The organism is Microbacterium hydrocarbonoxydans, assembly GCF_900105205.1.
GTDB classification, from domain to species: Bacteria; Actinomycetota; Actinomycetes; order Actinomycetales; family Microbacteriaceae; genus Microbacterium; species Microbacterium hydrocarbonoxydans.
Map to the genome: position 1 here is coordinate 3,307,108 of NZ_FNSQ01000005.1, position 26,469 is coordinate 3,333,576.

Genomic DNA, 26,469 nt, shown 5'->3' on the forward strand with positions numbered 1-26,469 from the left:
AACCGGACAAATGTGCGAGTTCGAGTTGACTCCGACTCGTCGTTATGTTCGAATGTCTGACATGCGGTGGCAAGGTCAGAAGCTCGGTGACGTCGATGCCGCTGCGCTGCCCGGGCTCGAGGATCGCTCGAGCGTCCTCCGCACGGTGACCACGCCCGAGTTCGCGGGGATGACGTTCCACGAGGTCCTGTCGAAGTCGGCGCTCAACCACGTCCCGGGCGCATCCCGCATGCCCTTCGCGTGGACCATCAATCCTTACCGCGGGTGCAGTCACGCGTGCGTGTACTGCTTCGCCCGCGGCACGCACGAGTACCTCGACCTCGACGGCGGATCGGACTTCGACTCTCAGATCGTGGTGAAGGTCAACGTCGTCGAGGTGCTGCAGCGCGAGCTGCGCCGCGGCAGCTGGGAGCACGAGACCGTCGCGCTCGGGACGAACACGGATCCGTACCAGCGGGCGGAGGGGCGATACAAGCTGATGCCCGGCATCATCGACGCCCTCGCGACGTCGGGCACCCCGATGTCGATCCTCACCAAGGGAACGCTGATCCGACGCGACATCCCGCTGCTCGTGAAGGCAGCGCTGCGGGTGCCGGTCGACATCCAGATGTCCATCGCGATGTACGACGACGACCTGCAGAAGGCGATCGAGCCCGGCACGCCGACGACGCAGGCGCGACTCGACACCGTGCGGGCACTGCGGGATGCCGGGTTCCGCGTCACGGTCTTCCTGATGCCGATCATGCCGCACCTCACGGACTCGGTCGAGGCGATCGATACCGCTCTGCGACGTATCAAGGAGGCGGGAGCCAGCCGCGTCATCTACGGCGCGCTCCACCTGCGCGCCGGCGTGAAGCCCTGGTTCCTGCAATGGCTGGGCGACTACCGCCCCGACCTGGTCTCCTCGTATCGCGGGCTGTATCCGGGCATCACGGCCGAGGCGCCCAAGGGCTATCGGAAGTGGCTCGCCCAGCGCGCTCGCCCGCTGATCCGGCTGCACGGCCTCGACGGCCAGCATGAAGACGACTACCCGGTGCGCGGCATCCGGTCATCCGCGCTGCCCCCGCGCCCCGCCGCCGCGCCCGCTCCGGCGCAGCCCATGCTGTTCTGAGTCGGTCGGTGCCGTGCGGTGCCGCGCCGGGGAAGGCGCGCTAGGTTGGCTGCATGTTCCGCGGATATGTCGCCCTGCTGTTCCTCGCCGGTCTCGCAGCCGCCGTCTTCGGCACACTGATGCCGCTCGGAGGCGGAACGACACTGGCGATGGTCGGGGCGGCCGCGCTCGGCGCCTCGTTCGTGCTGATCGGGATCGCGGTGCTGCGGGACGGCGACCGCCTTCGTGACGCGGAGCGGGAGGCGCGGCGAGCGGAGCGGGAGACGTACGGGGTCTGACAGCTGACCGCAGGGTTGCCACTGCTGCTCTCGCGGTCGGGCTCGTTCGCGGGGACGCGTAGGCTCGGTCGTTATGGCTACCGGCTCCACGATGCACACGTTCGACGTCCAGTTGGCCGACATGGATCGTGCGGTGTACGACGACTTCTCGCTGCGCGTCGCGCGGCATCCGTCCGAGACTGACGCGTACATGCTCACCCGCGTGCTCGCCTATGGACTCGAGTTCGCGGAGGGCATCGCCTTCGGCGGCGGCATCTCCCAGACGGATGAACCCGCCGTGCTCGTGCGGGACCTCACCGGGAGCATCACGGCCTGGATCGAGGTGGGCGCGCCGGACGCCGAGCGGCTGCACTACGGCAGCAGACTCGCCGACCGCACCGTCGTCTACACGCACCGAGACCCGGCCAAGGTCATGGCGCCGTGGGCGGACAAGCGCATCCACCGCTCCGAGGACATCCGCGTGTTCAGCTTCGATCCCGGCTTCGTCGAATCGGCTGCGCCGCTGATCGAGCGGCGCAACACCGCCACGCTCACGGTGACCGAGCAGGTGCTGTACCTCGACCTCAACGGCACGTCGCTGACGACTGCGATCCACGAACACCAACTCGGCTGACCGGGCACCCGCATCCGCTGCATCCGGTGCTGCATCGCAGCATCCCACCTCGACGCCGCCTCGGGCGGAGAACTTCCCGTCGGGAGGATGCATTCCGCCAATTCTCCCGCCCCATGAGGCGTTCTCCTCCCGAGAGGGCTTCCGGAGAGGGTTCCGCCGCGCGGAGGCTCGCCCGCGCCGGCGGTCGCGCGCTCGGGAGGAGATATCGCGCTCCGAAGGACAGATCCCTCGATTCGCTCCTTCGATACGCGAGAACTCCTTTCCAGGACGTGCCCAGCGCGCCGCACGCGCCCCCAGACTCGGCGCCCGGAGACACGACGAAGGCCCCGCCCCCACACGTGCAGGGACAGGGCCTTCGAGCGTGACGGTCAGGCCGTGAGGTCGGCGGTGGTCGGCACGCGACCGGCGATCTCCTCGATCAGGTCGTCGTCGAGGCGGGCGTTCTCGAACGGCGCGTCGATCTCGGCGCGCTCGAGCAGCTCGCTCATGCGACGCTGACGCTGACGCGTGATGAGGGTCACGACGCGACCCGAGCGACCGGCACGGCCGGTGCGGCCGGAACGGTGCAGGTACGTCTTGTACTCGTCGGGGGCGTCGGCCTGGACGACCAGATCGATGTCATCGACGTGGATGCCGCGGGCAGCGACGTCCGTGGCGACGAGCACGTTGACCCGACCCGACGTCAGACGCTCGAGGTTGCGCGTGCGCTTGGCCTGGTTCAGGTCACCGTGGAGCGAGACCGCAGGGATCCCGGCGTCGTCGAACTGCTCGGCGAGCATGTCGGCGTAGGCGCGCGTGCGGGCGAAGACCAGGGTCTTGCCGTCACGGTCGACGAGCGAGGTGAGGATGTCGGCCTTGTCGCGGTGCTCGATCACGAGCACGCGGTGCTCGATGGTGCTCGAGTCCTGGTCTTCGCCGGCAACCTCGTAGACGGCCGGGTCGACGAGGAACTCGTCGACGAGAGCCGCGACTTCACGGTCGAGCGTGGCCGAGAAGAGGAGCTTCTGGCTCCCGTCAGCCGTGTGACGCAGGATGCGCTGCACAGGCTCGACGAATCCGAGCTCGCACATGTGGTCGGCCTCGTCGAGCACCGCGATGCGGCAGTCCGACAGGTCGAGCTTGCCCTGGTTGATGAGGTCCTCGATGCGACCGGGGGTGCCGATGACGATGTCCACGCCCTTCTTGAGCGCACCCACCTGACGCCCCTGGGGCACGCCGCCGTAGATCTGCGTGGTGAACAGACCGACGCTGCGCGCGATCGGCTGGATGGTGCGGTCGATCTGCAGGGCGAGCTCGCGCGTCGGCGCAAGGATGATCGCGCGAGGGGACCGTCCGAACTCACGACGCTTGCCGGCCTGCGACTGCAGCACCCGCTCGACGAGCGGAGCGCCGAAGGCGATCGTCTTGCCGGAGCCGGTGCGCCCGCGGGCCAGCACGTCGCGACCGGCGAGGACGGCCGGGATGCTGGCTGCCTGGATCGGGAACGGCGTCGCCGCGCCCATGCCGACGAGCGTCTCGACGATGTTGGATCCGAGGCCCAGATCGCCGAAGGTCACACCGTCGACCTCGACGGCCGCGACGGACTTCGCCTCGAGGCGCTCGTGCACGACGTCGTCGGTCGGCTCGAACTTCTTGGCGGGTGCCGCGCTCGACGTGGCGTTCCAGTCGTTCCGGCTGGGTCGCTCGTTGCGCGACGGCCGCCCGCGGGTGTCCGACGTCAGCGGACGGGGACGATCGGTGCGGTACGCGCCACCGGTCGAGGGACGTGAACGCTCGTCGCGGCCACCCTCGATCGAACGCTGAGTGCGGTCACGGTCGAAAGCACGACGCGCACGGTCGGCGTCGTACGAGCGCTCGGGGCGCTCGTACCCGCCACGGTCATCGCGACGCGGGCCTGCGCCACGGTCATCGCGACGCGGACGGTCGTCACGGTCGAAGCGGGGACGCTCGGATGCCGCGCGGTCGAAGCGCGGACGCTCGGTGCGGTCTCCCGAACGGGCAGGACGGTCGTCGCGGTTGAAGCGCGGACGCTCGGACGCGCCGCGGTCGTCGCGCTGCGGGCGGTCGTCGCGCGAGAAGCGCTGGCCACCGCGATCGTCGCGGAAGCCGCCGGAGCGCTGGTCGCGGCGGTCGTCACGACCAGGACGTCCGCCATCCCGGTGATCGTTGTCGCGGAAGCCCTGGCGCTGCGTGCCGGCACCGCGGTCGTCACGACGCGGACGCTCGTCACGCTGGCCGCCGCGCTCATCGCGGTACGTGCCGGGACCGGTCGGACGCTGGCCGCCACGGTCATCGCGACGCGGACGGTCGAAGCCCGTGGAGCGGTCGTTGTAGCGCAGACGGTCGTCGCGGTTGTGCGGCGCCTCACGACGACCCGACTCGGCACGGTTGCGGATGCCGCGGGCCTCATCGCGCCCGGCGCGCTCCTGCGACGACCAGCGCTGCTTGGGAGCGCCGCCCTCTTCGGCGGGACGGTAGCCGCGGTGACTGGCGCTGCGGCTACCGGGACGACGGTCGAAACCGGCCGCCGGGGTGCGCCGCTCGCCGGCATCCGCGCGTCCACCGCGGGAATCACGGGAATCGCGAGTGTCGCGAGCGCTGTCGCGTCCGCCGGCGTGGCGGTCGTGGAACGAGGTCTTGTTCGCGCCGTAGCGCGGCTCGAAGTTGGCGGACGGACGTCCGCCGCGGGGCTTCTTGTTCTTGGGCATGGGTGTGTCCTTCTGAGTTCTCGCACGAGAACAGCGCCGCGCACACGCGCGAGCACCCAGCGCCGGATCGGATGCGATCGGACGGGGTTCCGGACTGTCAGCGGCCGGGGCCATTCATGTGATGGTTGATTAGCGTCGAGCGACGCTCACCATCGGCCCCTGGACTCACACTTCTTACACAAAAACGTCCGCGCCATGCGCGGGTGTCCGAAGCCGACGCATCAAGTGTAGCGGTCGCACCTGAAAAACCGCCCACCCCCATTCCGGATGCGGCTCGCCATACGATGGCGGAGTGAACTCCGCTTCCCCCACCGGCACACAGGTCCATCTCCAGCTCGGCGACGTCAGCGCGCAGATCGCGCAGGTGGGCGCCTCGCTGCGCTCGCTGCGCATCGGTGCGGTCGACCTCATCGCGCCGTACCCGCTCGACGCGCCGACCCCGTCGTGCTCCGGCGTGGTGCTCGTGCCCTGGCCGAACCGGGTGCGCGACGGACTCTGGAGCGACGAGGGCACGGAGCGGCAGCTCGCGATCACCGAGCCGAAGTTCCGGAACGCCAGTCACGGGCTGCTGCGATTCGTCGCGTATGACATCGAGGACTCGGCATCGGCGACCACGCTCAGCGCCACGATCTTCCCCCAGACCGGCTACCCGTACCTTGTCGAGACGAGCGTGACCTACGTGCTGCGCGCCGACGGCATCGACGTCACGCACGCGCTCACCAACCGCTCGGCCACCGCCGCGCCTGTCGCGCTCGGAACCCACCCCTTCCTCACGATCGGCGATGTCGATCCGCACGACCTCGTCCTGCGGATCCCGGCGCAGACCGCCATCGACACCGACGAGCGGATGCTGCCCACCGGTGCACGAGCAGCGGATGCCTCCCTGCGCGATGGCGTCCGGATCGGCGACGTCAGCCTCGACACCGGATTCACCGACCTCGAGCGCGATGCCGACGGACTCGTACGGCACTCGCTGACCGCGCCGGACGGTCGCCGCCTCACCCTCTGGCAGGGTGCGGGCTTCGACTTCGTGCAGGTCTTCACGACCGAGAAGTACCCGGGTCAGACGCTCGCGGTCGCGATCGAGCCGATGACCGCTCCCGCCGATGCCCTGAACAGCGGCGTCGGCCTGCGCCGACTCGCTCCTGGTGAGACCTGGACCCTCGAATGGGGCATCACGCTCGACTGACCGGCGCCTCGGCTCCAGAACTCCGGAGAAGCGTGCCCGGCGTCGCCGAATCACGCCCACATCGGCGCTTGGCGCCCGGATCTCCGGAGCTGTGGCACGCCCCGCGGGCAAGACTTCCCGGAGTTCCGGCCGGGCCGTGTGCACAACTCAGCAGGAAACGGCGGACGCCCGCCCGGAAAACGGTTCCGGGCGGGCGTCAGGCGCAGCCGTGCTGAATACCGAACGCGGAGTCGCGGCTACTCGCCGCGCTCGCGCAGCTCGCGTCGCGTCAGCTGGTTCGCATGCGGCAGGTCGGAACCTGATGCCGAGCCAAAGGAGCCCGCAGTGGCCGGCGCCAGACCACCCGCAGGAACAGCACCACTCGAGGCACCAGTTCCACCGGAGGTGACCGGGCCGTCCGCCGGACCATCGCCCTCGACCGCCGCAGACCCGTCGTCGCCCGACTCGGCCCGCCGGGCCCGGCGCCGCTCCTTCGCCCCCTCCACGAGGTTGTAGAGCGTCGGCAGCACGATCAGCGTCAGCACGGTCGAGGAGATGAGCCCGCCGATCACGACGAGCGCCAGCGGCTGCGAGATGAACCCGCCGTGGCCGGTCACCCCGAGTGCCATCGGGGTGAGGGCGAGGATCGTCGCGAGGGCCGTCATGAGAATGGGGCGCAGACGCTTCTCGCCGCCGGCCTTGACGGCGTCGATCGTCGACAGTCCCTTTTCGCGATACTGGTTCACGAGGTCGATGAGCACGATCGCGTTCGTGACCACGATGCCGATCAGCATCAGCACGCCGATCAGCGAGGCGACACCGAGCGGGACCCCCGTGACGATCTGCAGCACGATCGCGCCGGTCGCGGCGAACGGCACCGAGACGAGGAGCAGCAGCGGCTGACGCAGCGACTTGAACGTCGCCACCATCACCACGTACACGATCAGGATGGCCGCGAGCATCGCGAGGCCGAGCTGCGAGAACGAGTCGGCCTGCTGCGAGGCGACTCCGCCGACCTCTGCCGAGGCGCCGTCCGGCAGGTCGACGGCGGCGAGCGCCGCGGTGACCGACTGGGTGGCGACCGCGAGGTTGTCGGATGCCGGGGGCACCGTGATCGTCGCGGTGCGGCGTCCCTGCTCCGTGGTGATGGAGGTGGGGCCGTTGCGCTCCTCGACGGCGGCGATGTCCTGCAGCTGCACCACGCCGAGGGGCGTCGGGATCGCGAGCTCGCGCAGAGCCTGTGCGGTGGCCGGCGGCTCGGACGTCGCGAGGTAGACGGTGAGCGCGGTGTCGTCGATCTCGACGGATCCGAGCTGCTGCGGGCGCATCGTGTTCGAGACGATGGAGCCGACCGCCGCCTCCGACAGACCCCGCTGGGCGGCCGCATCACGGTCGACCACGACGGCGAGGTACGGCAGAGCGGCCGCGAGGTTGTCGGTGATCTGGCCGATGCCGTCCCGCCCGTCGAGCTCGTCGACCACGGCGGTGGTCGCGGTCTGCAGGTCGTCGGCGTTCGACGCCGACACCGAGATCTCGATGTCGCTCGAGCCGAGGCCGGCGGATGCCGCCACAGACACCTCTCCGACGTCGGTGAGGTCTTCGATCGCGTCCTGAACCGAGGCGCGCAGCTTCTCCTGATCGGCGTCGCCGTCGGTGAGCACCGAGTACGTCACGCCGGCGCCGCCCGAGAAGGCATCCCGCAGCGCGGAGCCGCTCGATCCGATCGAGGCCTGCACGTGCGTGACCCCGTCGATGTCGAGCAGCGCATCCTCGACGGCGATCGCCGCTTCGGACTTGGTCTCCAGGCTCGCGGTCGGCCCGAGGTCCTGCGTGACGGTCATGGTGTTCTGACCGGAGTCGCTGAGGAAGTTGACCTTCATCAGCGGAGCGGCGGCGAGCGTGGCGCCCAGCACCACGACGGCGAGGATCACGGTGAGACCCGAGTGCTTGAGGGTCCACCCGAGGATCGGCCGATACTGGCGCTGCAGCCAGGTCGGCGGTGCGGCCGGGTCCTCAGGATCGATCTGCACGCCGTTCTCGTCGAGCAGCGGCTTGCCGGGGCGGAGGAACCAGTAGGCGAGCACCGGGACGATCGTCAGCGAGACGAGCAGGGAGGCGACCATCGCGATCGACACGGTCATCGCGAACGGCCGGAACAGCTCGCCCACCATGTCTCCCACGAAGACGATCGGCAGGAACACCGCGACCGTGGTGATGGTCGACGAGGTCACCGCCATCGCGACCTCGCGGACGGCGAGACGGATCGCATCGCCCTTGTCGGCGTCGCCGACGTAGTGGCGCTTGATGTTCTCGATCACGACGATCGAGTCGTCGACCACACGGCCGATCGCGATCGTCAGCGCGCCGAGGGTGAGGATGTTGAGCGAGTAGCCGAACGCCTGCAGGCCGATGAAGGTGATCAGCACGCTCGTCGGGATCGAGATCGCCGTGACGAGTGTCGACCGGACCGACAGCAGGAAGAGCAGGATGACGAGCACCGCGAAAGCGAGCCCGAGCAGCCCCTCGGTCGCGAGCGTCTCGATGGACTGCACGATGAACGGCGCCTGGTCGAAGATGATCGTGAACTCGGCATCCGGGAAGGCCTCGCCGATCTCGTCGAGCGCCGCGATGACCCCCTGCGACACCTCGACGGTGTTCGCGGCCGGCAGCTTCGTGATCGAGATCGACAGCGCGTCCTCGCCGTCGACGCGCGAGATCGACGACACCGGATCGGTCTGCTGCACGACGCTGGCGACGTCACCGATCGTCTCGTTCGTGCCGACCAGCGGCAGGGCGGCGATCTCCTCGACGGATGTGATCTTCGCCCCGGTCTGCACCGTGAGCGTCTGCCCGTCCTCGGTGATGTCGCCGCCGGGGAACAGCGTGCCGTTCTGCTGCAGCGCCGTACTGATGGCCTGCGTGCTCTGCCCTGCCGCCGCGAGCTTCGCGACGTCGGGGGTGATCGTGATCCGCTGTCCGACCCCGCCGATGATCTCGGCGGCGTTGACCCCGTCGACGTCCTCGAGGTCGGGGATGGCCACGCTCTGCAGCTCGGCCTGCGCGTTCTCCGCATCCTCGAACCCGGTCACCGCCACCTGGATCACCGGGAAGTCGTCGATCGACACCGTCAGCACCTGCGGGCTCACGTCCTCGGGCAGCTGGCCGGAGATGCGGTTGAGCGCCTGCTGGATCTTCTGCTCGGCGGTCGCAAGGTTCGTGCCGTAGGCGAACGTGGCCTGCACGATCGAGGCGTTCGTCGTACTCGTCGCCGTCGTGCCCTCGAGCCCCGGCACGCCCTGGATCGCCGACTCGATCGGCGTCGAGACGTCGTTCTCGACGACCTCGGGCGAGGCGCCGGGGTAGGTCGTCATGACCATCAGGTTGGGCAGCTCGAGCGACGGGATGAGCTCCTGCTTGAGGTTCGTCAGAGCGAGTCCGCCGAACACGGCGGCGACGATCGTGATCAGCGCGATCAGTGCGCGGTTCTTGAGACTCAGGACGGCGAGTTTCGACAAGGCGGGTTTCTCTCTCGGTCGGATCAGGCAGAAGCAGCAGAAGCAGCAGAAGCAGCAGCAGCAGAAGCAGCGTCGGTGGATGCGGGAGCGGACGCCGGAGAGGGGGTCAGGATCCCGGCGAGGGCGTCGCGGATGAGCTCTTCGTCGAGCGGCTCGTCGTGGATCTGAGAGTGCCAGAGTACGCCGTCGATGAAGACGGCGGCCGCGCGGGCACGGTTCACGCCGTGCACGGGCGCGATGAATCCGACGATCTCATCCGACCACTGCCGGGCGAATGCGCGCACCCGCGGATCGTGGACGGCGGCGGTGACCACGGCACGATCGGCCTGGATGGCGTGCGCGTCTTCGAGACCGCGCCGCACGAGTCGGGCAAGACCTTCCGGCGTCACCCCTTCGACGACCACGGCACGCCGGGTCTCGTCGATGCGCGCCTCGATCTCGACGGCGAGCGCGCCGATCGCGGCATTGCGCAGATCGTCGAGCGTGGCGAAGTACTGCGTCGTCGAACCGAGCGGCACGCCGGCCCTCGTCGCGACCTTGCGATGGGTGAGGGCGTCGACGCCGATCTCGACGATCAGCTCGGCAGCGGCCGTGACGATCGCGAGGCGGCGCGCCTCGGGATCACGACGGCGGCGTGTGCCCTCGCTCATCCGCAACCCCCCGTGCCGTCACTCCTGTACGCGAGTACATGTACTTTTGTACATTCTGCATTCCGAACCTGAGGGTTCGCCCGGTGAGCGCAGCGAGAATCGGGGCTGGCGCCTACTCGACCTGACCCCGCTCGAAGTAAGCGATGAGGTCGGCATCCAGCGGAGGCACCGCGATCGCCGAGCCGTCTCCCCGCAGCGACTCCGTCGCGAGGATGCCGGCGGCGACCGCCTCGCGAGCAGCCACGGGCGAGGTCTCAGTGGGTCCCCCGTCGCGCACGAAGCGGAGGAACTCGGCGACGAGGAGCGCATCGGCGCCATCATGCCCGGCATCCGCCGCCTCGGGGACGATGAACGTCTCGTCCGCATCGGCCGCTCCGCGATGCCGCCGGTTCCACAGTCTGACCTCGCTGCCCGCCGTGTCGCCGAAGTTCTCGATGCGCCCTTCCGTGCCGATCACCGTGTAGTTGCGCCAGTAGTCGGGGGCGAAATGGCACTGCTGGTAGGAGGCGAGGATGCCGCCGGTGAGCCGCATGTTCACCATCGAGATGTCCTCGACGTCGATCACCGGGTTCAGACCCGTGAGCGAGGTGGGCGGCCAGTTGTCGACGCTGAACCAGTCCGGCATCCGCTCGCCGACCCGCTCGCGTCGATCGGTGATGTCGCCGTAGACGCTGAGTTCGCCCATCGCGGCCACCTGCTCGGTGTACGCGCCGGCGAGCCAATGGATGATGTCGATGTCGTGCGCGCCCTTCTGCAGCAGCAGGCCGGTGGTGCGTCGTCGGTCGGCATGCCAGTCCTTGAAGTAGTAGTCGCCGCCGTGCCCGACGAAGTGGCGCACCCAGACGGCCCTGACGTCGCCGATCCGGCCGTCCTGGATCAGTCCGCGCATCAGTGTGATGACGGGCATGTGGCGCATGTTGTGCCCGATGTAGAGGCGGCTGCCGGTGCGGCGGGCCGTCTCGAGCATCGCGTCGGCATCGGCGAGATCGATCGCGAGCGGCTTCTCGCAGAACACCGCGACCCCCACCTCGAGCGCACGGATGCTGAGGGAGGCGTGCGTGTCGTCGGGCGTCAGCACCATCACGGCGTCGATCCCCGAGGCGAGCAGCTCGTCCAGATCGTCGGTGACGAGAGCGTCGGGGAGCAGGCGTCGTGCGTCATCGCGAGCACGTTCCGAGGGGTCGCAGACCGCGGTGATGCGCGATCCCCGACCGGGGCGGTGCACCTCCTCGCGGAGTGTGGCGCGCGCGCCGAAGCCGATGAGTCCGATGGTGAGATCCACGGTGGTCCTTCTGGGGTCGAGTCGTGTGCGCGCTGACGACCGCGTCAGCGCGAGTGAGGGGTGGGGGCGTCGAGATCGGTCGATGCCCCGGGGAAGAGCGACCAGGCGAACTCGTGCAGCTGCCCTGCGGAGTCGTCTGCGGCGAGCGCGCGGTCGATGATGATGCGCGCCTGCCGCTCGTAGAAGTCCGTCGGCCCGACCGTGGTCAGCGTGGGGGCGACGAGCTGCGCGTCGGGGGTGTTGCCCACGCCGATCACGGCGACGTCGTGGGGCACGCGGAGTCCGAGCATGTGCGCCGCGTTGATCGCCGCGATCGCGGCGAAGTCTGTGGTCGCGTAGATGGCACGGGGTCGGTCGTCCCTCGACAGCAGCTGCACGGCGGCGGCGAAGGCGCTGGCCTGCCCCTCGGTGTAGGTGACCGTCCAGTCAGGGTCGACGTCGATGCCTGCGGCCGCCATCTTCTCGAGGTATGGCGTGTACCGGGTGACCTGGCTGGGAGCGAGGCGCACGGCGCCCTCTGCGGCGAGGCAGCCGATCGCCGTATGCCGCTCGAGCAGGTGGTCCATCGCGATCTCGCATCCGGGGATCGCATCCGAGCGCACGACGTCGAAGCCCGCGGGCTCCAGGTGCTCCGAGAAGACGACCAGACGCTGACCGCGCCGCACGAGGTCGGCGAGCTTGCGCTCGGCATCCTGATCGATTCCCACTCCGTCGAGGTAGGCGACGTCGCTCTCCACCCGATCGAGTGCCGCGTGCCAGTCCCCGTCGGCGAGGATGAGCGTGGTGAGGCCGTGCTTGTTCGCCTCGACGTTCACGGCGTCTGCGACCGCGAGGGACCAGGGGTCGCTGAGCATGTGCAGCGACAGCTGCACCATGCCGCTGCGTCCGGTGCGGATCGTGCGCGCGGCGCTGTTCGGCCGGTAGTTGAGCTCCTCGGCGGCGGCGAGCACCTTCGCCGCAGTGGCCTCCGCGACTCCGGCGCCGGACGCTGCGCCCGCCCGCCCCGAGAACACGTACGACACCGTGGCGGTCGAGACCCCCGCGCGCTCCGCGACCATCCGGAGGGTGGGTCGCCGCGACGTCGTCGCCTGCTGCCTGCGCTCTGCCATCGGTCAGCCCTTCGATCCGCTGAAGGCGATGCCCTGGATGAACTGCCGCTGCAGGATCATGAACGTGACCAGCATCGGCAGCGTCGCGAGCAGCGCTCCTGCCATCAGCACCGGATAGTCGGTGCCGTGGATGCCGACGAGCTGCGAGAGCCCGACGGACAGCGGCATCTTGGCGGGGTCGGTCGTCACGATCAACGGCCAGAGCAGATCGTTCCAGGACCACAGCACAGTGAACACCACGAGAGCGATGATGCCAGGCTTCGCGAGCGGAACCATGATCCGCCAGAAGGTCTGCCACGGATTCGCTCCGTCGATGCGTGCGGCCTCCTCGAGCTCTGCGGGCATCGACATGAAGAACTGACGCATCAGGAACGTGCCGAACGCGCTGAAGATGCCGGGCACGATGAGCGCCTGCAGGGTGTTCAGCCAGCCCAGCGACTGGATGATCTCGTACTGCGGCAGCAGGTACAGCTGCGAGGGCACCATGAGCACGGAGAGGAACACGACGAAGAGCGCGTTGCGGCCGGGGAAGGGGATGCGCGCGAACGCGTAGCCCGCCATGGTGCACAGCACCACCTGCCCGACCGTGCGGCCGACGGTGAGCAGCACCGAGTTCGCGAACATCTGCGCGAACGGCATCGACTCGAAGACCTCGGCGAAGTTGGTGAACACCCACTCGCGGGGCAGCAGGCTCGGCGGCACCTGCACGGAGTCGGACAGCGTCTTGAACGAGGTCAGCAGCTGCCAGACGAACGGGAAGACCATCAGCACGGCGCCGACGAGCAGGATCGCGTGCACGATCCAGAGGCCGCGGTTGCGCGGCACGCCCGGCTTGCGGTGCGAGCGGTCGGGGCGGGCGCCGACGACGGCGCGCGTGTCGAGGGAGAGCTCACTCATAGTGCACCCACTTCTTCTGCAGACGGAACTGCACGACCGTGAGCAGCAGGATGATCACGAGCAGCAGGAAGGCGACGGCGGCGGCGTATCCGCGGTCGTTGTCGAGGAAGCCCGCTTCGTAGAACAGGTAGACGACGGTGCGGGTGTTGGGCATGGCCGGGTTGCTGCGGCCGAGCATCATGTAGATGAGGTCGAAGACCTGCAGCGCGCCGATCACGCTGATGACGCTGACGAAGAAGATCGACGGCGACAGCAGGGGGATCGTGATGGAGAAGAACTTGCGCACGGGGCCGGCGCCGTCGAGGTCGGCTGCCTCCATGATCGTGTCGGGGATGCTCTGGAGACCGGCGAGGAAGATCACGATGTTGGTGCCGAGCCCCGCCCAGATGCCCACCACGGCGATCGCGACGAGCGCGGTGTTCGGGTCGGTGAGCCAGCTGCGGCCGTCGATACCCACCGTGCCGAGCGCGGCGTTGAGGACGCCGTAGTCGCCGTTGTAGATCATCCGCCAGACGAGAGCGATCGCCGCGGGCATCGTCACGACGGGGATGAAGTACAGAGTCCGGTACGCGCTGCGGCCGCGGAGGCCCGTCGTGTTCAGCAGCGCGGCGATACCCACGGCGAGAGGGATGCCGATGAGGGCGATGACCGTGTAGATCGCGGTGTTGCGCAGCGCTCCGATCAGCTCGGGATCCTGGAAGAGCCGCGCGTAGTTCTCGATGCCGACCCACTCCGCGCCGCCGAACGGGCCGGAGCGGGTGAACGAGATGATGAGCGTGCGCACGGTCGGCCAGAGGTAGAAGACGGCAATGCCGAGCGCGGTGGGCCCGATGAAGACGAGGGCCCACCAGGGGGATGCTCCCGGGTTGCGCCGGCGACGGCGGATGCCGGGGCTCGTGGCCTCCGACATCCGCTCGGTCGAGGCGTGCGTCCTGGACGCGACGGCGGTCATGATCGATTACTCCTGCTCGGCGTCCAGGGCCGCCTGCATCTGCTCGGCGAGGTCCTTCAGGCCCTCCTTCGGCGCGACGGCACCCGACCAGACCTGCGACAGCACCTCGCTCTCGATGCTCGTCCACGCGGACGTGTTCTTCGAGACCGGGTACGGGACGGCGGTCTCGAGCGCGTCGATGTACACCTGCAGCTCGTACTGCGGCAGCGCGTCGACCCAGGCCTGCTGGGTGCCGTTGAACGCCGGGATCACGGTGCCGGTCTCGGCCTGGATCTTCGCGGCCTCCTCCCCGCTCGCGAAGGCGGCGAACGCCTTCGCCTCAGCCACGTGAGCGCTCTTCGCGTTGGCCACGTTGCCCACGCCGTGGATCACGCTCTGGTTGCCCTCGGGTCCCTCGGGCAGCGGCGCCACATCGACCGAGTCGGCGATCTCGGCGTTGTCGCCGTACGCGATCGCGGCCCACGAGCCGTTCTGGAACATGGCCACCTTGCCGGAGAGGAAGAAGTCCTCCGGATTGGTGTCCGTCATCTGCTGCGCGGTCGGCGAGGAGCCGGCTTCGATCAGGTCGGTCCACAGCTCGATGCCCGCGAGGGCCTCCGGCGAGCCGTAGCCGCTCTCCGTGCCGTCGGCCGAGATGACCTCGCCTCCGGCCTGGGCGATCGAGTTGTAGAAGTTCTCCTGGCCGTACTGACTCGCGGCGACGCCGAACTGACCAGCGGCGGGGTCGGTGAGCGCGGCAGCGGCGGCGATGAAGTCATCCCACGTCCACCCGGCGGAGGGGTACTCGACGCCCGCGGCATCGAACAGGGCCTTGTTGTACCAGAGGGCGACCGTGTCGAAGTCCTTCGGAGCGCCGTAGAGCTTCCCGTCGAACGTGTAGAGGTCGATGAGCCCCTGGGGGTAGTCGGCCGCATCCACTCCGGCATCGTCGAGCGGCGCGAGCTGGCCGTTCGAGGCGTAGAGCTGGAAGTTCGGGCCGTTCATCCAGAACACGTCGGCGGCGGAACCGCCCGTCGCCGCGGTCTGGAGCTTGGTGAAGTACTCCTTGTACGGCGTCACCTGGATGTCGATCGTGACGTTCGGGTTCTCCTTCTCGAACGCGGCCGCGATGTCCTCCATCGCCGGCTTCTGGTTCTCATCCCAGATCGCGTAGCTGAGCGTGACGTCGCCGCCGGACGAGCTCTCACCTCCGGTCGAGGACGAGCAGGCGCTGAGCGCGAGAACTGCAGCCGCGGAGGCGGCGAGGGCGCCGAGGGCGCGGCGAGAGGTGCGGGGCATCGATGTCTCCTTTGACGGGTGCGGGGGAATCGTTCGAGGCGGATGGCGATGTTAAACGATTAGCAGTTAAACGATTAGCAAGGAGACTAGCCGGGAATCCGACGGCCCGCAAGGACGAACTCAGACGTGCGGCATGCGGATCGGCGTGACGGTCGGCGCGACGGTCAGAGCGCCGTGCCCAGGGCGAGCCCGAGCGCTGCGGCGAGCAGTCCCAGCACCAGCATGCCGACGGCGTACGCTGCGGATGCCGCGCGCTCCCCGTCGCGCCAGAGCGCCACCGCGTCGAGCATCGCCGTGCTGAACGTGGTGTATCCGCCGAGCAGCCCCGCGCCGAGGAGGATGAGCTGGTCGGGCATCGCCGTCGTCACGAGGCCGAGGGCGAACGAGCCGCTGAGATTCACCACGAGGATGCCCCAGGGGAAGCGCCGCCCGGCGATCTTCGCGACCCCGACGTCGAGGGCGTAGCGGAGCATGGCGCCCACTCCTCCGGCGAGCGCGGCCGCGACGAAGAGCAGCGGGCTCATGAGTCGGCTCCAGATGCGTGCACGGTGCCGCGCGGGCGTCCGATGGCCAGACCCGCGGCCGCCGCCGCGAGGCCCAGGACCAGGCTCCCCGCGGTGTAGGCGAAGGCGAGCGGCGGTGCGGCCGCCCAGAGGGCGATCGTCCCGGTCATGAAGGCGCTGTACGTCGTGAAGCCGCCGAGCACGCCGGTTCCGAGGAAGACCCGCATCTCGGCAGTGGAGGGCAGCCGCGCTGCGAGGACGCCGATGAGCAGCGACCCTGCCACGTTCACCAGGAGAGTGGCGAGAGGGATGCCGCCTTCATCCGGCATCCACAGCCCGATCGCGAGCCGCATCGCGGTGCCGATGCTGCCGCCCGCGAACACGAGAAGGAGTCGGCGCAGGGTCACGCCGCCACTCTATCCGCGCCTTTGCGGGGCAGCCGTCGAATGTCAACCCGGTGGGCATCGGCGCCGCCCGGACGAACACTGGGGACATGAAGCCACTGTGGAAGCTCGACCGGACTCCGCCCACCGGGACCCCGTTCGACCCCGGCGCACGTCACGACGTCATCATCGTCGGCGCCGGACTCACCGGACTCACCACCGCCGTCATGCTGACCCGCGCAGGCCTCGACGTCGCGGTGGTCGAGGCCGGTCAGGTGGCGGAGCTCGCCACCGGGGGCAACACCGGCAAGCTGACGCTGCTGCAGGGTCAGCGGCTCGCCGAGATCCGCAAGCACCATTCCGCCTCCCTCGTGCAGGCCTATGTAGAGGGCAATCGCGAGGGCATGGACTGGCTGGTCGCATTCGCCGACCACGCGGGAGTCCCGTACGAGAGGCGCGTGGATCACTCGTACGCCCAGCAGCCGGACGGGCTCGAGGCCGTACGCGAGGTGCATTCGGCGGCACGGGAGGCAGGTCTCGCCACGCGGATGCTGACGCGCGGCGAGCTGTCCGACGCGGCCTTCCCCACCTCCGGCGCCGTCGCGCTCGACGACCAGGTGACGATCGATCCGGCTCGGGTGGCCCAGGCCCTCGCGGAGGAGCTGCTCGCCGCGGGCGGCACCCTGCATACCGGAGTCAGGGTCATGGCGACCCACGCCCTCCCCGAACCTCGCGTCGAGACGCCGGTGGGTCCCCTGTTCGCCGAGCACATCGTGATCGCGACGGGGTATCCGATCCTCGACCGGGGGCTGTACTTCAGCAAGATGCGCGCGTTCCGCTCGTACTGCGTCTCGTTCCGCACGTCCAGCCAGGTCCCGGCGAGCACCTTCATCTCGGTCGACAGCCCGTCGCGGTCGATCCGTCCCGTCTCGGCGGCCGACGGCCCCGGCGCAGCAGCGCAGCTCGTCGTCGGCGGCAACGGGCACGCCGTCGGACGCTCGGACGGCGAGAAGGCGGCCGTCGACGACCTGGTCGAGTGGACGCGGCAGTACTTCCCGGATGCCGAGGAGACGCACCGCTGGTCGGCGCAGGACTACGAGTCGCACAACCAGATCCCGTTCGTCGGCGCGATGCCGCGAGGGCTCGGCCGCATCCGTTTCGCGACCGGCTACGCCAAGTGGGGACTGTCGAACGCCCCGGCCGCCGCACTGCGCCTGACCACCGAGATCCTCGGTGCGGGCTGGCACGATCGTCCGTCGTGGATGGTCAAGATCGGCACCCGGCTGACGGTGCCGGCGGACCTCGCGCGCGGTGCGGTCGAGGGCGCGAAGGTCGCCGCCGCCGCCGCGAGCGGCTGGGTGCAGGCCGAGGCGACGCCCGTGCCCGTTCCGAGACCGGCCGATGGCGAGGGCGTCGTCGCCAACCGGGGCGGACGACCTGTCGGCATCTCGACGGTCGACGGAGTCACCAGAGCGGTGTCCGCGGTGTGCCCGCACCTGGGCGGCGTGCTCGACTGGAACGACGCGGAATGCACGTGGGACTGCCCGCTGCACGCCTCGCGATTCACCGCCGACGGCACCCGCATCGAAGGGCCGGCGCTGCAGGACCTGAAGCCGCTGCCCCGCACCAGCGGGAACTGAGGCTAGCTCGCCGCCGGCGCTCCGGCGCCCGGCGGGGGCGCGTCCCATCCCTGCTGCGGCTCGTCGCAGTTCTCGCGGAAGACGTACTGCGAGGCGAGCTTGCGCTGGTGGCTCGACCAGTCGATCGCGGGACGACGCTGCTCCGGCGGCAGGTAGCCGAGCCGATAGACGGCCATGAGCTCGAGGTCGTCCGGCACACGCAGCAGCTCGACGATCTCGTCCCAGCGCCCGGGGACCTCCATCGGGAACGAGATGAACTGGATTCCCATGCCGAGCTCGACCGTCGTCAGCCAGACGTTCTCCATCGCCGCGCCCATGCTGAACACCGAGTAGAAGGACGACAGCTGACCGGGACGGTACTCGCTGCGGTCCAGCATCACACCGAGCAGCAGAGGTGAGCCGGCGACGAGCTTGTGGTTCTCCTCACCCAGGGTCTTCGGCACCCCGAACGTGTTCATCAGCTTCTGGCCGCGCTTCGTGAACACCTGACTGGTGAACGGGCGCAGCGGCGCGGGGAGCTTGTCGAACAGCATCCCGCTGCGCTTCTCCTCCATCTCGGCCTGGCTGAAGCGGAAGTACGGCTTGTAGCGCTCGAAGAACGTGCCGTTCGACATCGCCTCCGTCATGCTCTCCCCCGAGATGCGCGCGATCCTGTCGATCGTCTCGCGGTTCTCGATCACCACGAAGCGCCAGGGCTGGCTGTTCAGCTGCGACGGCGCTCGGCCAGCGGCCTCGAGCAGGATGCGCTGGTGCTCCTCCGACACGGGATCGGGCAGGAAAGGCCCGTTCGTGGTCTTGCGGCGGCGGATGGCGTCGAGCAGTTCCATGCGTTCACTTCCGGTCGGTGGCGAGGCGCGAGCACACGAGGCCCGCGACGATGAAGGGGGCTGCGGCGAGCGCGACCAGCGGATGCCGCCGGCTGTGCGTGCCGAGGTACGGGATGGCGGCCAGCGGGACCGCTGCCGGCGCGAGGGCCAGTGCTGCGCGACGACTCGCATACCTCGGGCGACCCCAGAGGATCGCCGAGAACGCGGCGGCGGAAGTCACGCACGTGGCGATGTACATCGCGTGGTGGACCCAGCGGAAGTTCCTCGTGTCGACGAGGCGCATCGCCACCGCGGTGCCCAGTGCGCAATTGGCGGCATACGCGGCAGCGGCGCCGACGAACAGCGGCGCAGCATCCGTGCGTCTGCGTCGGCGGGCCATGTCCCGACCCTACGCCCACCCCCGGCATCCGCTCGCGGCCTTGCACCGGTGTCCCGACTTGTGCAAAGCCTCGGTGTCTCGCGGTGCGGGGTCGAGGACGCACCGCCCACCCCGTGCGGGGTCGAAAACGCACCGCCCGCCCCGCGCGGGGTCAAAAACGCACCGCCCACCCCGTGCGGGGTCAAAAACGCACCGGAATCGGGCGATTGGGATGCGTTAGTGACCCCGCACGGCCGCCGGCGGATGCGGCGGAAGCGGCGGATGCGGATGCGGATGCGGCGGGCGGCCGCTACAGGTTGCCGTCCGCGTAGACGCGCAGCGCGTCACGGACGAACTCGGCGCCCTGTGTGCCCCCGGCGGACGTCGCGTAGTTCGCGCCGAAGCGCGGGTCGGCGACGTACATGTCACCGAGTCCGATGACGTACGCCTTCACGTCGCCTCCCGGGACCGCCGCAGGCGTGCCGGCGATGCCGGTCAGCCACTCGACGTGTCGTCTGGCGATGTCCTGCGCCTCGGCGGATGCCGGATCGATGCCGCTCTCTGCGGCGGCGATCCAGTCCCGACCGAGGTCGGAGACGCGCTGCTGCCACTCGGCACGCTCGGCGTCGGACATCCCTCGCCACCAGCGGTCGCTGTCGGCATAGGCCTTGCGACCCCAGCGCTGCTCGACCTCCTCCTTGTACTGCGTGTGGTCGAAGCCGTCGAACATGTTCTCTGCCATGAGCTCCTCCCCTCCTTTCAATGCGTTGATGGTGTTCTCGACCGACGCGATCTGTCGCGCCAGCCTGTTCTGCTCCTCGCGCAGCAGCGCGAGGTGTGTCTCGAGAGCGGATTCCTCGCTCTGGCGCGCAGTGGCCGGGTTCAGCACCTCGGCGATCTGCGGCAGACCGAGGCCGAGCTCGCGCAGCAGCAGGATGCGCTGCAGCCGCACGAGCGCGCACTCGTCGTAGTGGCGATAGCCGTTGTGGGCGACACGCGACGGTCGCAGCAGGCCGATGTCGTCGTAGTGACGCAGCGTCCTGCTGGTCGTGCCGGCGAGTCGGGCGATCTCCTGGATCGACCAATCACGAACGCTCATCGCTTCCTCCTCATCCGGATCCGTTCATCGATGACTCCACCGTAGAAGTTGACGTTACGTCAATGTCAAGCACCGCAGAGCAATCAGAAGGCATCCTGCGACGTATGCTGGCATGTTGTCGTCATTTGACTATGTTTGGCCCACGAGGAGTTACATCCCCTCATCCGATGAACGGAAGGCAAGAATATGTCCCTCATGGCGGCAATGGAGCCGACGCTGATGAAGCGGCGCGTACAGGATGCACTCGACGAGGCCATCCTGCGCCTCGACGCGTGGTGGCTGGTGCTGATCGCGGCGATCCTCGTGTTCGGTGTCGCGTTCCTCGCGGCAATGGCCCTGTGGTGCTTCTTCAAGGCGGGCGGCAGACGCTTCAGCGGTAACTGGAAATGGGGCAAGAGCGGCGTCTCGGTGTGGATCGAATGCGTCTAGACCCTCGTCGCTTCCGGACATCGATCTCGATGTCCGGAAGTGACGGCTCCGCCGCGGACCGGCACCCCCTGCTGGAGGTCTCATCCGTGCGCTTCGCCTACGCGAAGCGTGCGACGGCGCTGAGCGACGTGTCCCTGGTCGTCGACCGGGGCGAGAAGGTGGGGCTCGTCGGACCGAACGGATCGGGCAAGTCGACGCTGATCCGCCTGGTCGCCGACCTGCTGCAGATCCGCGACGGCAGCATCCGCATCGCCGGCCGTCCGCATCACCTGCGAGCATCCCGAGAGAGCCTGGCGTACATCGCCAGCAACGACTACCTGCCGCAGTTCCTCACGGGCCGCGAGTACATCGATCTGATGCATCGCCTCTACCGGCACCACCCCGACACCGACCGCACCGACGAGCTCCTCAGCCGGTACCAGATGGACGCCCGCCAGTTCGACCTCATCGAGGACTACTCGCACGGGATGCGCAAGAAGATCCAGCTCATCTCGGCGCTTCTGCTCGAGCGTCCGCTCACGATCATCGATGAAACACTCAACGGCGTCGACGTCGATGCCCTCTTCGAGTTCGAGACCGACGCATCCCGGATCAGAGAGAGCAGGGGACTTCTGCTCTGCAGCCATGACTTCCGTCTGCTCGAGACGGTATGCGACCGCGTCGTCGTGCTTCGCCGGGGCGAGATCGCCTACGACCTCCCGCTCATCCGCGTCCGTCAGGAGTTCGGCTCCGTCGACGCACTGGTGAAAGCTGCGCTCTCATTGCCGTCGAGGACACCGGAGTGACCCCCTCGCTGCAGCTCGCCCGATTCCTCTCGGTCTTCCTGATCCGACGGGTCCTCCGCCGGGGAGCACTACGGACGGCCTCGGCCCGCTGGACAGTAGCCGTGGCCGCCCTGGTCGCGTTCGTGGGCTTCTGCCTGTTCGGGGTGGTGATCGTCCGCCAGCTCATCAGCGAGCCCGAACAGCTTTTCCCCCTCCTGCGCGTCGTCGGGGTCTCCACACCCGTGTGGGTGCTCTCGGCCTTCACCGTCGTGCGGGTGCTCTTCATGAAGTCGAGCGAGCTGGTCGAGCTCACGTTCTCCTTCCCCTGACCAACCGAGCGCGGACACTGGGGTTCATGCTCTTCGAGACGCTGGTCGTGGGCATCGGCGTCACCCTCATGCTCGGCGCGCTGATCGCGGGGACGATCTCGATCGGCGGAGTCGGAATCCTCGAGGAGCTCATCACCTGCCTGGTCATGCCATCGGTCGTGGCCTATCTCCTCGCGAGCCTCTCCTGCTTCGGTCTCGAACGGCTCCTGATGCGCCTCGGCGTGGCCAGGCTTCGTGCCTTCATCGTGCCTGTGGTGCTCGCGACGGGTCTCGTCGCCCTCCACCTCTGGGTATCGTCACAGTCCCAACCCGTGCTCTTCGCTGCGATCGGGCAGGGCGACGAGTACTTCGCGGTGCAGCTCCTCTTCGCCGACATCGCCGCCCACCACGGGATGACAGCTGCAGCGGGCGTGTGGTTCGCCACACTGGCTGTCCTCGTCTGGGCGGTCGCTGCCATCGCTCCACCCCAGTTCGACCCGACGCGACGGTTCGCCATCATCCCCCGTCTCTTCGGCTCCACGGAGTTCGGCGCATACTTCGCGGCGCACATCCGCGGCATAGAGACGATCACGGTCTGCGCCATCTCGCTCGGGGGCTCGTACGCGCTGTTCGTCGCCGACATCCGAGTCCCCCCTGTACTGCTCCTGGCGATCACGATGCAGTCCGTCTATGCCTATGTCTCCACGGAACCGCTGCGAGCGTGCGGACCCCGCCGCCACGGGCCGCTGCGGCGGTATCTCCTGATGATCGGACCGCAGCTGGCCATCCTTGCGATCATCGCATCGCCGCTCAGCATCCTGTCCGCTCTGACCGGGTCGAGGCCCCACGAGATCCTCGCCGTCGTCGGCTTCGCCGTGTCGAACGTCGTCGTGCTCACCCTCGCCGGAATCACGTTCCCGCCCGAGAAGGGCAATCCCTTCTCGGTGATCGCGGGGGCAGCCGTCGCCGGCCTCGTGACCGGGACGATCATGATCGGCACGAATCTCCTGGGCCTCCCCTTGCCGTTCACCGTCGGAGTGATGCTCATCCTCACTCTGCTCGCCGCCGTACTGTCCATCGCTGGGATGGACAGGATAGAAAGGACGTCTCGTCATGAAGTGGTTGTATAGGGCTGCCATCAGCATCGTCGGAGCACTCGTCGCCATCGCGGCATGCGCGGTCACCACCGCGATCTGGCTGATGTTCGCCGGCGGGTCAGCAGAAGGACGACACCTCGGATTCTTCGACTCGGTCTTCGTGGAGGTGCAGCCGGGCAGCGACGGCGCGATCCGACTGGGAGCCGGGATCAACGACCCGCTCCCGCTGATCGTCGGAGTGATCGTGGCTGCGATGTTCATCCTCGCCGTCTTCGCCGTGCACGACGGTCTTCTCGAGCGGAAGCGACAGCTCCTCGCCGAGGCCGGATGACGTGTGGACCCTCCGCACCACGCGCGTCACCGCGGTGGCCGCCTGCCGATGGCTCCTGCTTGCGGCGTGGCCGCTGAACGTCCTGTTCACGGGTTTGCTGGCGGTCACCGTCGTCCTGGGCCTCGTCACGGAGCAATCGGTGATCGTCCGCGCCTCGCTCACGCTCGCCGCCCACTACGCCATCGGCCTGAACGGGTCGTTCGCTCTGCATGAGCTCGGACACCTCGCGGTGCTCGCGCGCGCGAAAGGCGTCACGGCGATCACGCTCGAACGCTCGCTGTGGAGGACGTCGATCAGTCCGCACGGTCGACTCGGAGACCGGGATGCGGCGCTCGCCGCCCTAGCCGGTCCCGGTGCGTGCGTCGGCGTCGGTGTGATCCTGTGGTTGTCGGCACCGTCACTTCAACTGCACGGCTGGTATCTGGCCCACGTGGTGTTCCTGATCCCGTCATTCGCCGACGGGCGGACGCTGTTGTCGGCTGCTCACCGCGGCGCAGCCGATGCGGCCCGGCGCCGACGCGAACGACGCGGGAACCGATGATCTGTCACTGCGACCGCGTCCTGCAGACGCGACACTTCAGAACACCCCTTGACAGGATCGAGATATATCGTGTTACTCTGTGCAGACACGATATATCGTGATCCCTCGAACCAGGAGAAGCAGACATGACCGAGAAGTGGCTCATCGCCCCGGGCGAAGAACGCGTCATCGACATCGAGAACGTCACCCGACTGAAGATCGGCCTGGTCGGCGGTCAGGTCGACGTCATCGCGCACGACGAACCAGGCATCCGCATCGAGGTGCACGGTGTCACCACCAAGGACCTCCGTATCGAGGCGAACGACGGCGAGGTCGAGATCGACCACCCGCAGCTCGGCTGGGACAACTTCCTCGAGGTGTTCCGCAACTTCGGCTCGGGTGGCCCCAAGGCCGAGGTGAGCGTCGCCGTCCCCCGCTCGATCGCGCTGAACCTCGGCGTCGTCAGCGCCGGGGCGCTCGTCTCGGGCATCCGCAATGACGCCCGCCTCAACACCGTCTCCGGCGACCTCATCGTCGACACCCTGATCGGCGATCTGACCGTGAACTCCGTCTCCGGTGACGTGCAGGTGCGTGGGCTCACCGGCTCGATCAGCGCCAACAGCGTCTCAGGTGACGTCGCCGTCACGGGCACCATCCGCCGTGCGACGGTGGACATCGTCTCCGGGTCGACGCTCGTGGATGCCGCGGGCGACGTCAACACGATCAACGTCAACTCGGTCTCGGGCGGCACGACCGTCCGCCTCGACGAGTCGCTCGCGGCGAACTACGTCATCCGCTCGCTGAGCGGCCGCCTGCTGATCGACGGCGTCGAGCGCGGCTCGTCCGGGCTCAACAACTACACCGGCTCGACCGGCGAACTGGCCGGACGCTTCGTCGACCTGCGCGCCAACTCCGTCTCCGGCGGCGTCACGGTCCTCCGCCGCTCGCCGGCATCCATCACGAACGACGAGGAGTGGGAAGCATGAGTCCCGCAGTCTTCTCCCACGGCGACCTGAGGCTGTATCTGCTCTCGCTGCTCGCCGAAGCACCCCAGCACGGCTACGGCATCATCCAGGCGCTGACCGACCGCACCGGCGGCACGTACACGCCCAGCGCCGGCACCATCTACCCTCGGCTCGCGAAACTCGAGGACGAGGGGCTGGTCACCAAGACGGTCGACGGGCGCACCACGATCTACGCGATCACAGACGCCGGACGCGCCCAACTGGCGTCGCGCGAGGGTGACCTCGCCGGCATCGAGGCCGGGCTCACCGACTCGGTCCGGCTGATCGCCAACGAGGTGCGCCAGAGCGTCAAGGAGGCCATGAAGAGCCTGCGGGCCGACCTCGCCTCCGCCGAGAAGGACGACCGCGCAGCATCCAAGTCCCGCCCCCGCACGGCGAGCGACGACGAACGCATCGTCAGCCGCGAGGAGATGCACCGAGCGGATGCCGTCATCAACGCCTTCCGCGCGCGGGTGCGCACCGACCTCCGCACCCACGTGGCGAAGGGCGGCACGCTGCCGGCATCCGTCGTCTCCCAGCTGGAAGACGGACTGGATGCCGCAGCCAGAGGCATCACCTCGGCGCTGGCGTCTCTCGGGCGCTGAGCCCCCGGCCTGGCGTCAGGACGACGCTGAGATCAGGACGACCGCTCCGGATCAGGACAGGACCTCACGGATCCTCCTGACCCGGGGCGGTCGTCCTGTTTTCGGCGGCCCGACCTATTCCGTCCAGATCTCCGGCTGCTCGTCGGGAACCGGCTCCTGCAGCGGCACCACGAGCACGGACCGATGCTGGCGATGAGCGAGGCGCGCGGCCACCGAGCCGGTGAAGAACTCCCGGATCGACTCTCCGATCCCACGCTTGCGCGTGCCGACGACGATGAGCTGCGCATCGAGCTTGTTGGCGAGCTGCTTGATGGCGAGAGCAGGGTCGCCCACCAGCTGGCGCGCCGTCCAGGTCAGGCCCGTGCCGTCGAGTGCGGCGGCCGCCTCGGACTGCACCGCCTCGAACTCCGCGGTGCCCGCATCGAAGTTGATGTCGATCGGTGCCGAATGCACGTACCCGTCGGGATCCTCATAGGTCACGAACCGGGTCACATCGACGTGGGCGACCACGAGCGGCACCCGGAACAGCCGAGCGAATCGCGCGGCCTCCTCGATGACGCGGGCGGGTTGCCCCGGCTGCATCCCCACGATCACCGCTTTCTGCAGTGTCGCGTTCTGGACGGCCTCTTCCGAAGCCGTGGAGGTGTTGTCGGTCATGACGATCGCTCCCTTCACCAGCTGCCAACGGGCCAGTGCGGTCTGGCCGCGTGCTATTCTGAATGCTACTCTTACCGGCCTTCAGCCGGTGTCGTGAATGACTCGGGCCCCTGGTTGCCCGCAGCTTAACTCGTGAGGGGGTCTCAGGCATGGGCCGTGGCCGTCAAAAGGCGAAACACACCAAGATCGCCCGCGAACTGAAGTCGTTCAGTCCGTCGGTGAACTACTCGGCGCTCGAGCGCGAACTCGCGCACCCGAGCGACTCTGAAGACGCATACGTCGACAAGTGGGCCGACGAGTATGCAGACGAAGACGAGGACGAGCTCGAAAAGGCCTGACCGCCCTTTCTGCTCGTCGTCGAATCCCCCGTGCGTCGCACGGGG

The 26,469-nt window shown here is 68.6% G+C and carries 28 protein-coding genes; 14 read left to right on the forward strand and 14 right to left on the reverse strand.

The window, feature by feature from the left end; translation table 11 throughout:
* Positions 1 to 61: 61 nt before the first annotated feature.
* The 3 genes from BLW44_RS16100 (at position 62) to BLW44_RS16110 (ending at position 2,002) form a co-directional block, all read left to right on the forward strand.
* On the forward strand, positions 62 to 1,111 hold the full coding sequence (locus BLW44_RS16100; RefSeq protein ID WP_060927104.1) for an Rv2578c family radical SAM protein: 1,050 nt from the start codon (positions 62 to 64) through the stop codon (positions 1,109 to 1,111).
* A 53-nt stretch (positions 1,112 to 1,164) separates the two neighbouring features.
* Positions 1,165 to 1,389: a hypothetical protein gene (locus BLW44_RS16105; protein WP_060927103.1), complete on the forward strand. Its 225-nt coding sequence runs from the start codon at positions 1,165 to 1,167 to the stop codon at positions 1,387 to 1,389.
* A gap of 73 nt (positions 1,390 to 1,462) precedes the next feature.
* Positions 1,463 to 2,002 carry a YaeQ family protein gene (locus BLW44_RS16110; protein ID WP_060927102.1) on the forward strand — a complete coding sequence of 180 codons (540 nt, stop codon included), beginning with the start codon at positions 1,463 to 1,465 and terminating at the stop codon, positions 2,000 to 2,002.
* A 368-nt stretch (positions 2,003 to 2,370) separates the two neighbouring features.
* Here BLW44_RS16110 and BLW44_RS16115 read toward each other — a convergent pair whose 3' ends face one another.
* A complete protein-coding gene (locus BLW44_RS16115) occupies positions 2,371 to 4,710 on the reverse strand; it encodes a DEAD/DEAH box helicase (RefSeq protein WP_060927101.1) in 2,340 nt (779 codons plus the stop codon).
* A gap of 292 nt (positions 4,711 to 5,002) precedes the next feature.
* Here BLW44_RS16115 and BLW44_RS16120 point away from each other — a divergent pair, with 292 nt between their 5' ends.
* On the forward strand, positions 5,003 to 5,899 hold the full coding sequence (locus BLW44_RS16120) for an aldose 1-epimerase family protein (protein ID WP_060927100.1): 897 nt from the start codon (positions 5,003 to 5,005) through the stop codon (positions 5,897 to 5,899).
* Between the two features lie 236 nt (positions 5,900 to 6,135).
* Here the strand turns inward: BLW44_RS16120 and BLW44_RS16125 are convergent, their stop codons facing one another.
* From BLW44_RS16125 to BLW44_RS16165, 9 genes are all read right to left on the reverse strand, one after another.
* Positions 6,136 to 9,393 (reverse strand): efflux RND transporter permease subunit, encoded by a 3,258-nt coding sequence (locus BLW44_RS16125; RefSeq protein WP_074731915.1) that lies wholly within the window; start codon positions 9,391 to 9,393, stop codon positions 6,136 to 6,138.
* A 23-nt stretch (positions 9,394 to 9,416) separates the two neighbouring features.
* Positions 9,417 to 10,043: a TetR/AcrR family transcriptional regulator gene (locus BLW44_RS16130; RefSeq protein WP_074731918.1), complete on the reverse strand. Its 627-nt coding sequence runs from the start codon at positions 10,041 to 10,043 to the stop codon at positions 9,417 to 9,419.
* A gap of 112 nt (positions 10,044 to 10,155) precedes the next feature.
* Positions 10,156 to 11,325, reverse strand: a complete 1,170-nt coding sequence (locus BLW44_RS16135) for a Gfo/Idh/MocA family protein (protein WP_060927099.1) — start codon at positions 11,323 to 11,325, stop codon at positions 10,156 to 10,158.
* 44 nt (positions 11,326 to 11,369) lie between these two features.
* Positions 11,370 to 12,434, reverse strand: a complete 1,065-nt coding sequence (locus BLW44_RS16140) for a LacI family DNA-binding transcriptional regulator (protein ID WP_060927098.1) — start codon at positions 12,432 to 12,434, stop codon at positions 11,370 to 11,372.
* Positions 12,435 to 12,437: 3 nt separating this feature from the next.
* Positions 12,438 to 13,331, reverse strand: a complete 894-nt coding sequence (locus BLW44_RS16145; protein WP_060927097.1) for a carbohydrate ABC transporter permease — start codon at positions 13,329 to 13,331, stop codon at positions 12,438 to 12,440.
* Positions 13,324 to 14,283, reverse strand: a complete 960-nt coding sequence (locus tag BLW44_RS16150; protein ID WP_060927096.1) for a carbohydrate ABC transporter permease — start codon at positions 14,281 to 14,283, stop codon at positions 13,324 to 13,326. Before BLW44_RS16150 ends, BLW44_RS16145 begins: the two co-directional genes overlap by 8 nt.
* 6 nt (positions 14,284 to 14,289) lie before the next feature.
* Entirely contained in the window at positions 14,290 to 15,561 is a 1,272-nt protein-coding gene (locus BLW44_RS16155) for an ABC transporter substrate-binding protein (protein ID WP_060927095.1), read from the reverse strand.
* A 164-nt stretch (positions 15,562 to 15,725) separates the two neighbouring features.
* Positions 15,726 to 16,085 (reverse strand): fluoride efflux transporter FluC, encoded by a 360-nt coding sequence (locus BLW44_RS16160; protein ID WP_060927094.1) that lies wholly within the window; start codon positions 16,083 to 16,085, stop codon positions 15,726 to 15,728.
* Positions 16,082 to 16,471 (reverse strand): fluoride efflux transporter FluC, encoded by a 390-nt coding sequence (locus BLW44_RS16165; RefSeq protein WP_060927093.1) that lies wholly within the window; start codon positions 16,469 to 16,471, stop codon positions 16,082 to 16,084. The genes BLW44_RS16160 and BLW44_RS16165 overlap by 4 nt, the downstream gene beginning before the upstream one ends.
* Positions 16,472 to 16,557: 86 nt before the next feature.
* Here BLW44_RS16165 and BLW44_RS16170 point away from each other — a divergent pair, with 86 nt between their 5' ends.
* A complete protein-coding gene (locus tag BLW44_RS16170; RefSeq protein ID WP_060927092.1) occupies positions 16,558 to 18,087 on the forward strand; it encodes an FAD-dependent oxidoreductase in 1,530 nt (509 codons plus the stop codon).
* Between the two features lie 2 nt (positions 18,088 to 18,089).
* Here BLW44_RS16170 and BLW44_RS16175 read toward each other — a convergent pair whose 3' ends face one another.
* The 3 genes from BLW44_RS16175 to BLW44_RS16185 form a co-directional block, all read right to left on the reverse strand.
* A complete protein-coding gene (locus BLW44_RS16175) occupies positions 18,090 to 18,914 on the reverse strand; it encodes a nitroreductase family protein (protein WP_060927091.1) in 825 nt (274 codons plus the stop codon).
* Positions 18,915 to 18,918: 4 nt separating this feature from the next.
* Positions 18,919 to 19,293: a hypothetical protein gene (locus BLW44_RS16180; RefSeq protein WP_060927090.1), complete on the reverse strand. Its 375-nt coding sequence runs from the start codon at positions 19,291 to 19,293 to the stop codon at positions 18,919 to 18,921.
* A 289-nt stretch (positions 19,294 to 19,582) separates the two neighbouring features.
* Entirely contained in the window at positions 19,583 to 20,371 is a 789-nt protein-coding gene (locus BLW44_RS16185) for a MerR family transcriptional regulator (protein ID WP_060927089.1), read from the reverse strand.
* Positions 20,372 to 20,590: 219 nt separating this feature from the next.
* Between BLW44_RS16185 and BLW44_RS16190 the strand changes: the two genes are divergently transcribed.
* The 8 genes from BLW44_RS16190 to BLW44_RS16225 all read left to right on the forward strand — a co-directional run bounded on the left by BLW44_RS16190 (position 20,591) and on the right by BLW44_RS16225 (position 25,429).
* The gene (locus tag BLW44_RS16190) at positions 20,591 to 20,800 is read left to right on the forward strand and encodes a hypothetical protein (RefSeq protein ID WP_139305299.1); all 210 of its coding nucleotides are present in this window, start codon (positions 20,591 to 20,593) and stop codon (positions 20,798 to 20,800) included.
* Between the two features lie 29 nt (positions 20,801 to 20,829).
* Entirely contained in the window at positions 20,830 to 21,585 is a 756-nt protein-coding gene (locus BLW44_RS16195) for an ATP-binding cassette domain-containing protein (protein WP_060927087.1), read from the forward strand.
* Complete coding sequence (locus tag BLW44_RS16200; RefSeq protein ID WP_074731923.1) at positions 21,582 to 21,893, forward strand: hypothetical protein; 312 nt, start codon at positions 21,582 to 21,584, stop codon at positions 21,891 to 21,893. Before BLW44_RS16195 ends, BLW44_RS16200 begins: the two co-directional genes overlap by 4 nt.
* Positions 21,894 to 21,919: 26 nt before the next feature.
* Positions 21,920 to 23,002, forward strand: a complete 1,083-nt coding sequence (locus BLW44_RS16205; protein WP_074731925.1) for a hypothetical protein — start codon at positions 21,920 to 21,922, stop codon at positions 23,000 to 23,002.
* Complete coding sequence (locus tag BLW44_RS16210; protein ID WP_060927085.1) at positions 22,986 to 23,300, forward strand: hypothetical protein; 315 nt, start codon at positions 22,986 to 22,988, stop codon at positions 23,298 to 23,300. Before BLW44_RS16205 ends, BLW44_RS16210 begins: the two co-directional genes overlap by 17 nt.
* Position 23,301: 1 nt before the next feature.
* The gene (locus BLW44_RS16215) at positions 23,302 to 23,841 is read left to right on the forward strand and encodes a hypothetical protein (protein ID WP_060927084.1); all 540 of its coding nucleotides are present in this window, start codon (positions 23,302 to 23,304) and stop codon (positions 23,839 to 23,841) included.
* Between the two features lie 125 nt (positions 23,842 to 23,966).
* Positions 23,967 to 24,806 carry a DUF4097 family beta strand repeat-containing protein gene (locus BLW44_RS16220; protein WP_060927083.1) on the forward strand — a complete coding sequence of 280 codons (840 nt, stop codon included), beginning with the start codon at positions 23,967 to 23,969 and terminating at the stop codon, positions 24,804 to 24,806.
* Entirely contained in the window at positions 24,803 to 25,429 is a 627-nt protein-coding gene (locus BLW44_RS16225; RefSeq protein WP_060927082.1) for a PadR family transcriptional regulator, read from the forward strand. The genes BLW44_RS16220 and BLW44_RS16225 overlap by 4 nt, the downstream gene beginning before the upstream one ends.
* 114 nt (positions 25,430 to 25,543) lie before the next feature.
* Here the strand turns inward: BLW44_RS16225 and BLW44_RS16230 are convergent, their stop codons facing one another.
* A complete protein-coding gene (locus BLW44_RS16230) occupies positions 25,544 to 26,086 on the reverse strand; it encodes a universal stress protein (protein ID WP_060927081.1) in 543 nt (180 codons plus the stop codon).
* A gap of 149 nt (positions 26,087 to 26,235) precedes the next feature.
* Between BLW44_RS16230 and BLW44_RS16235 the strand changes: the two genes are divergently transcribed.
* The gene (locus BLW44_RS16235; protein ID WP_045254362.1) at positions 26,236 to 26,424 is read left to right on the forward strand and encodes a DUF3073 domain-containing protein; all 189 of its coding nucleotides are present in this window, start codon (positions 26,236 to 26,238) and stop codon (positions 26,422 to 26,424) included.
* Positions 26,425 to 26,469: the final 45 nt, after the last annotated feature.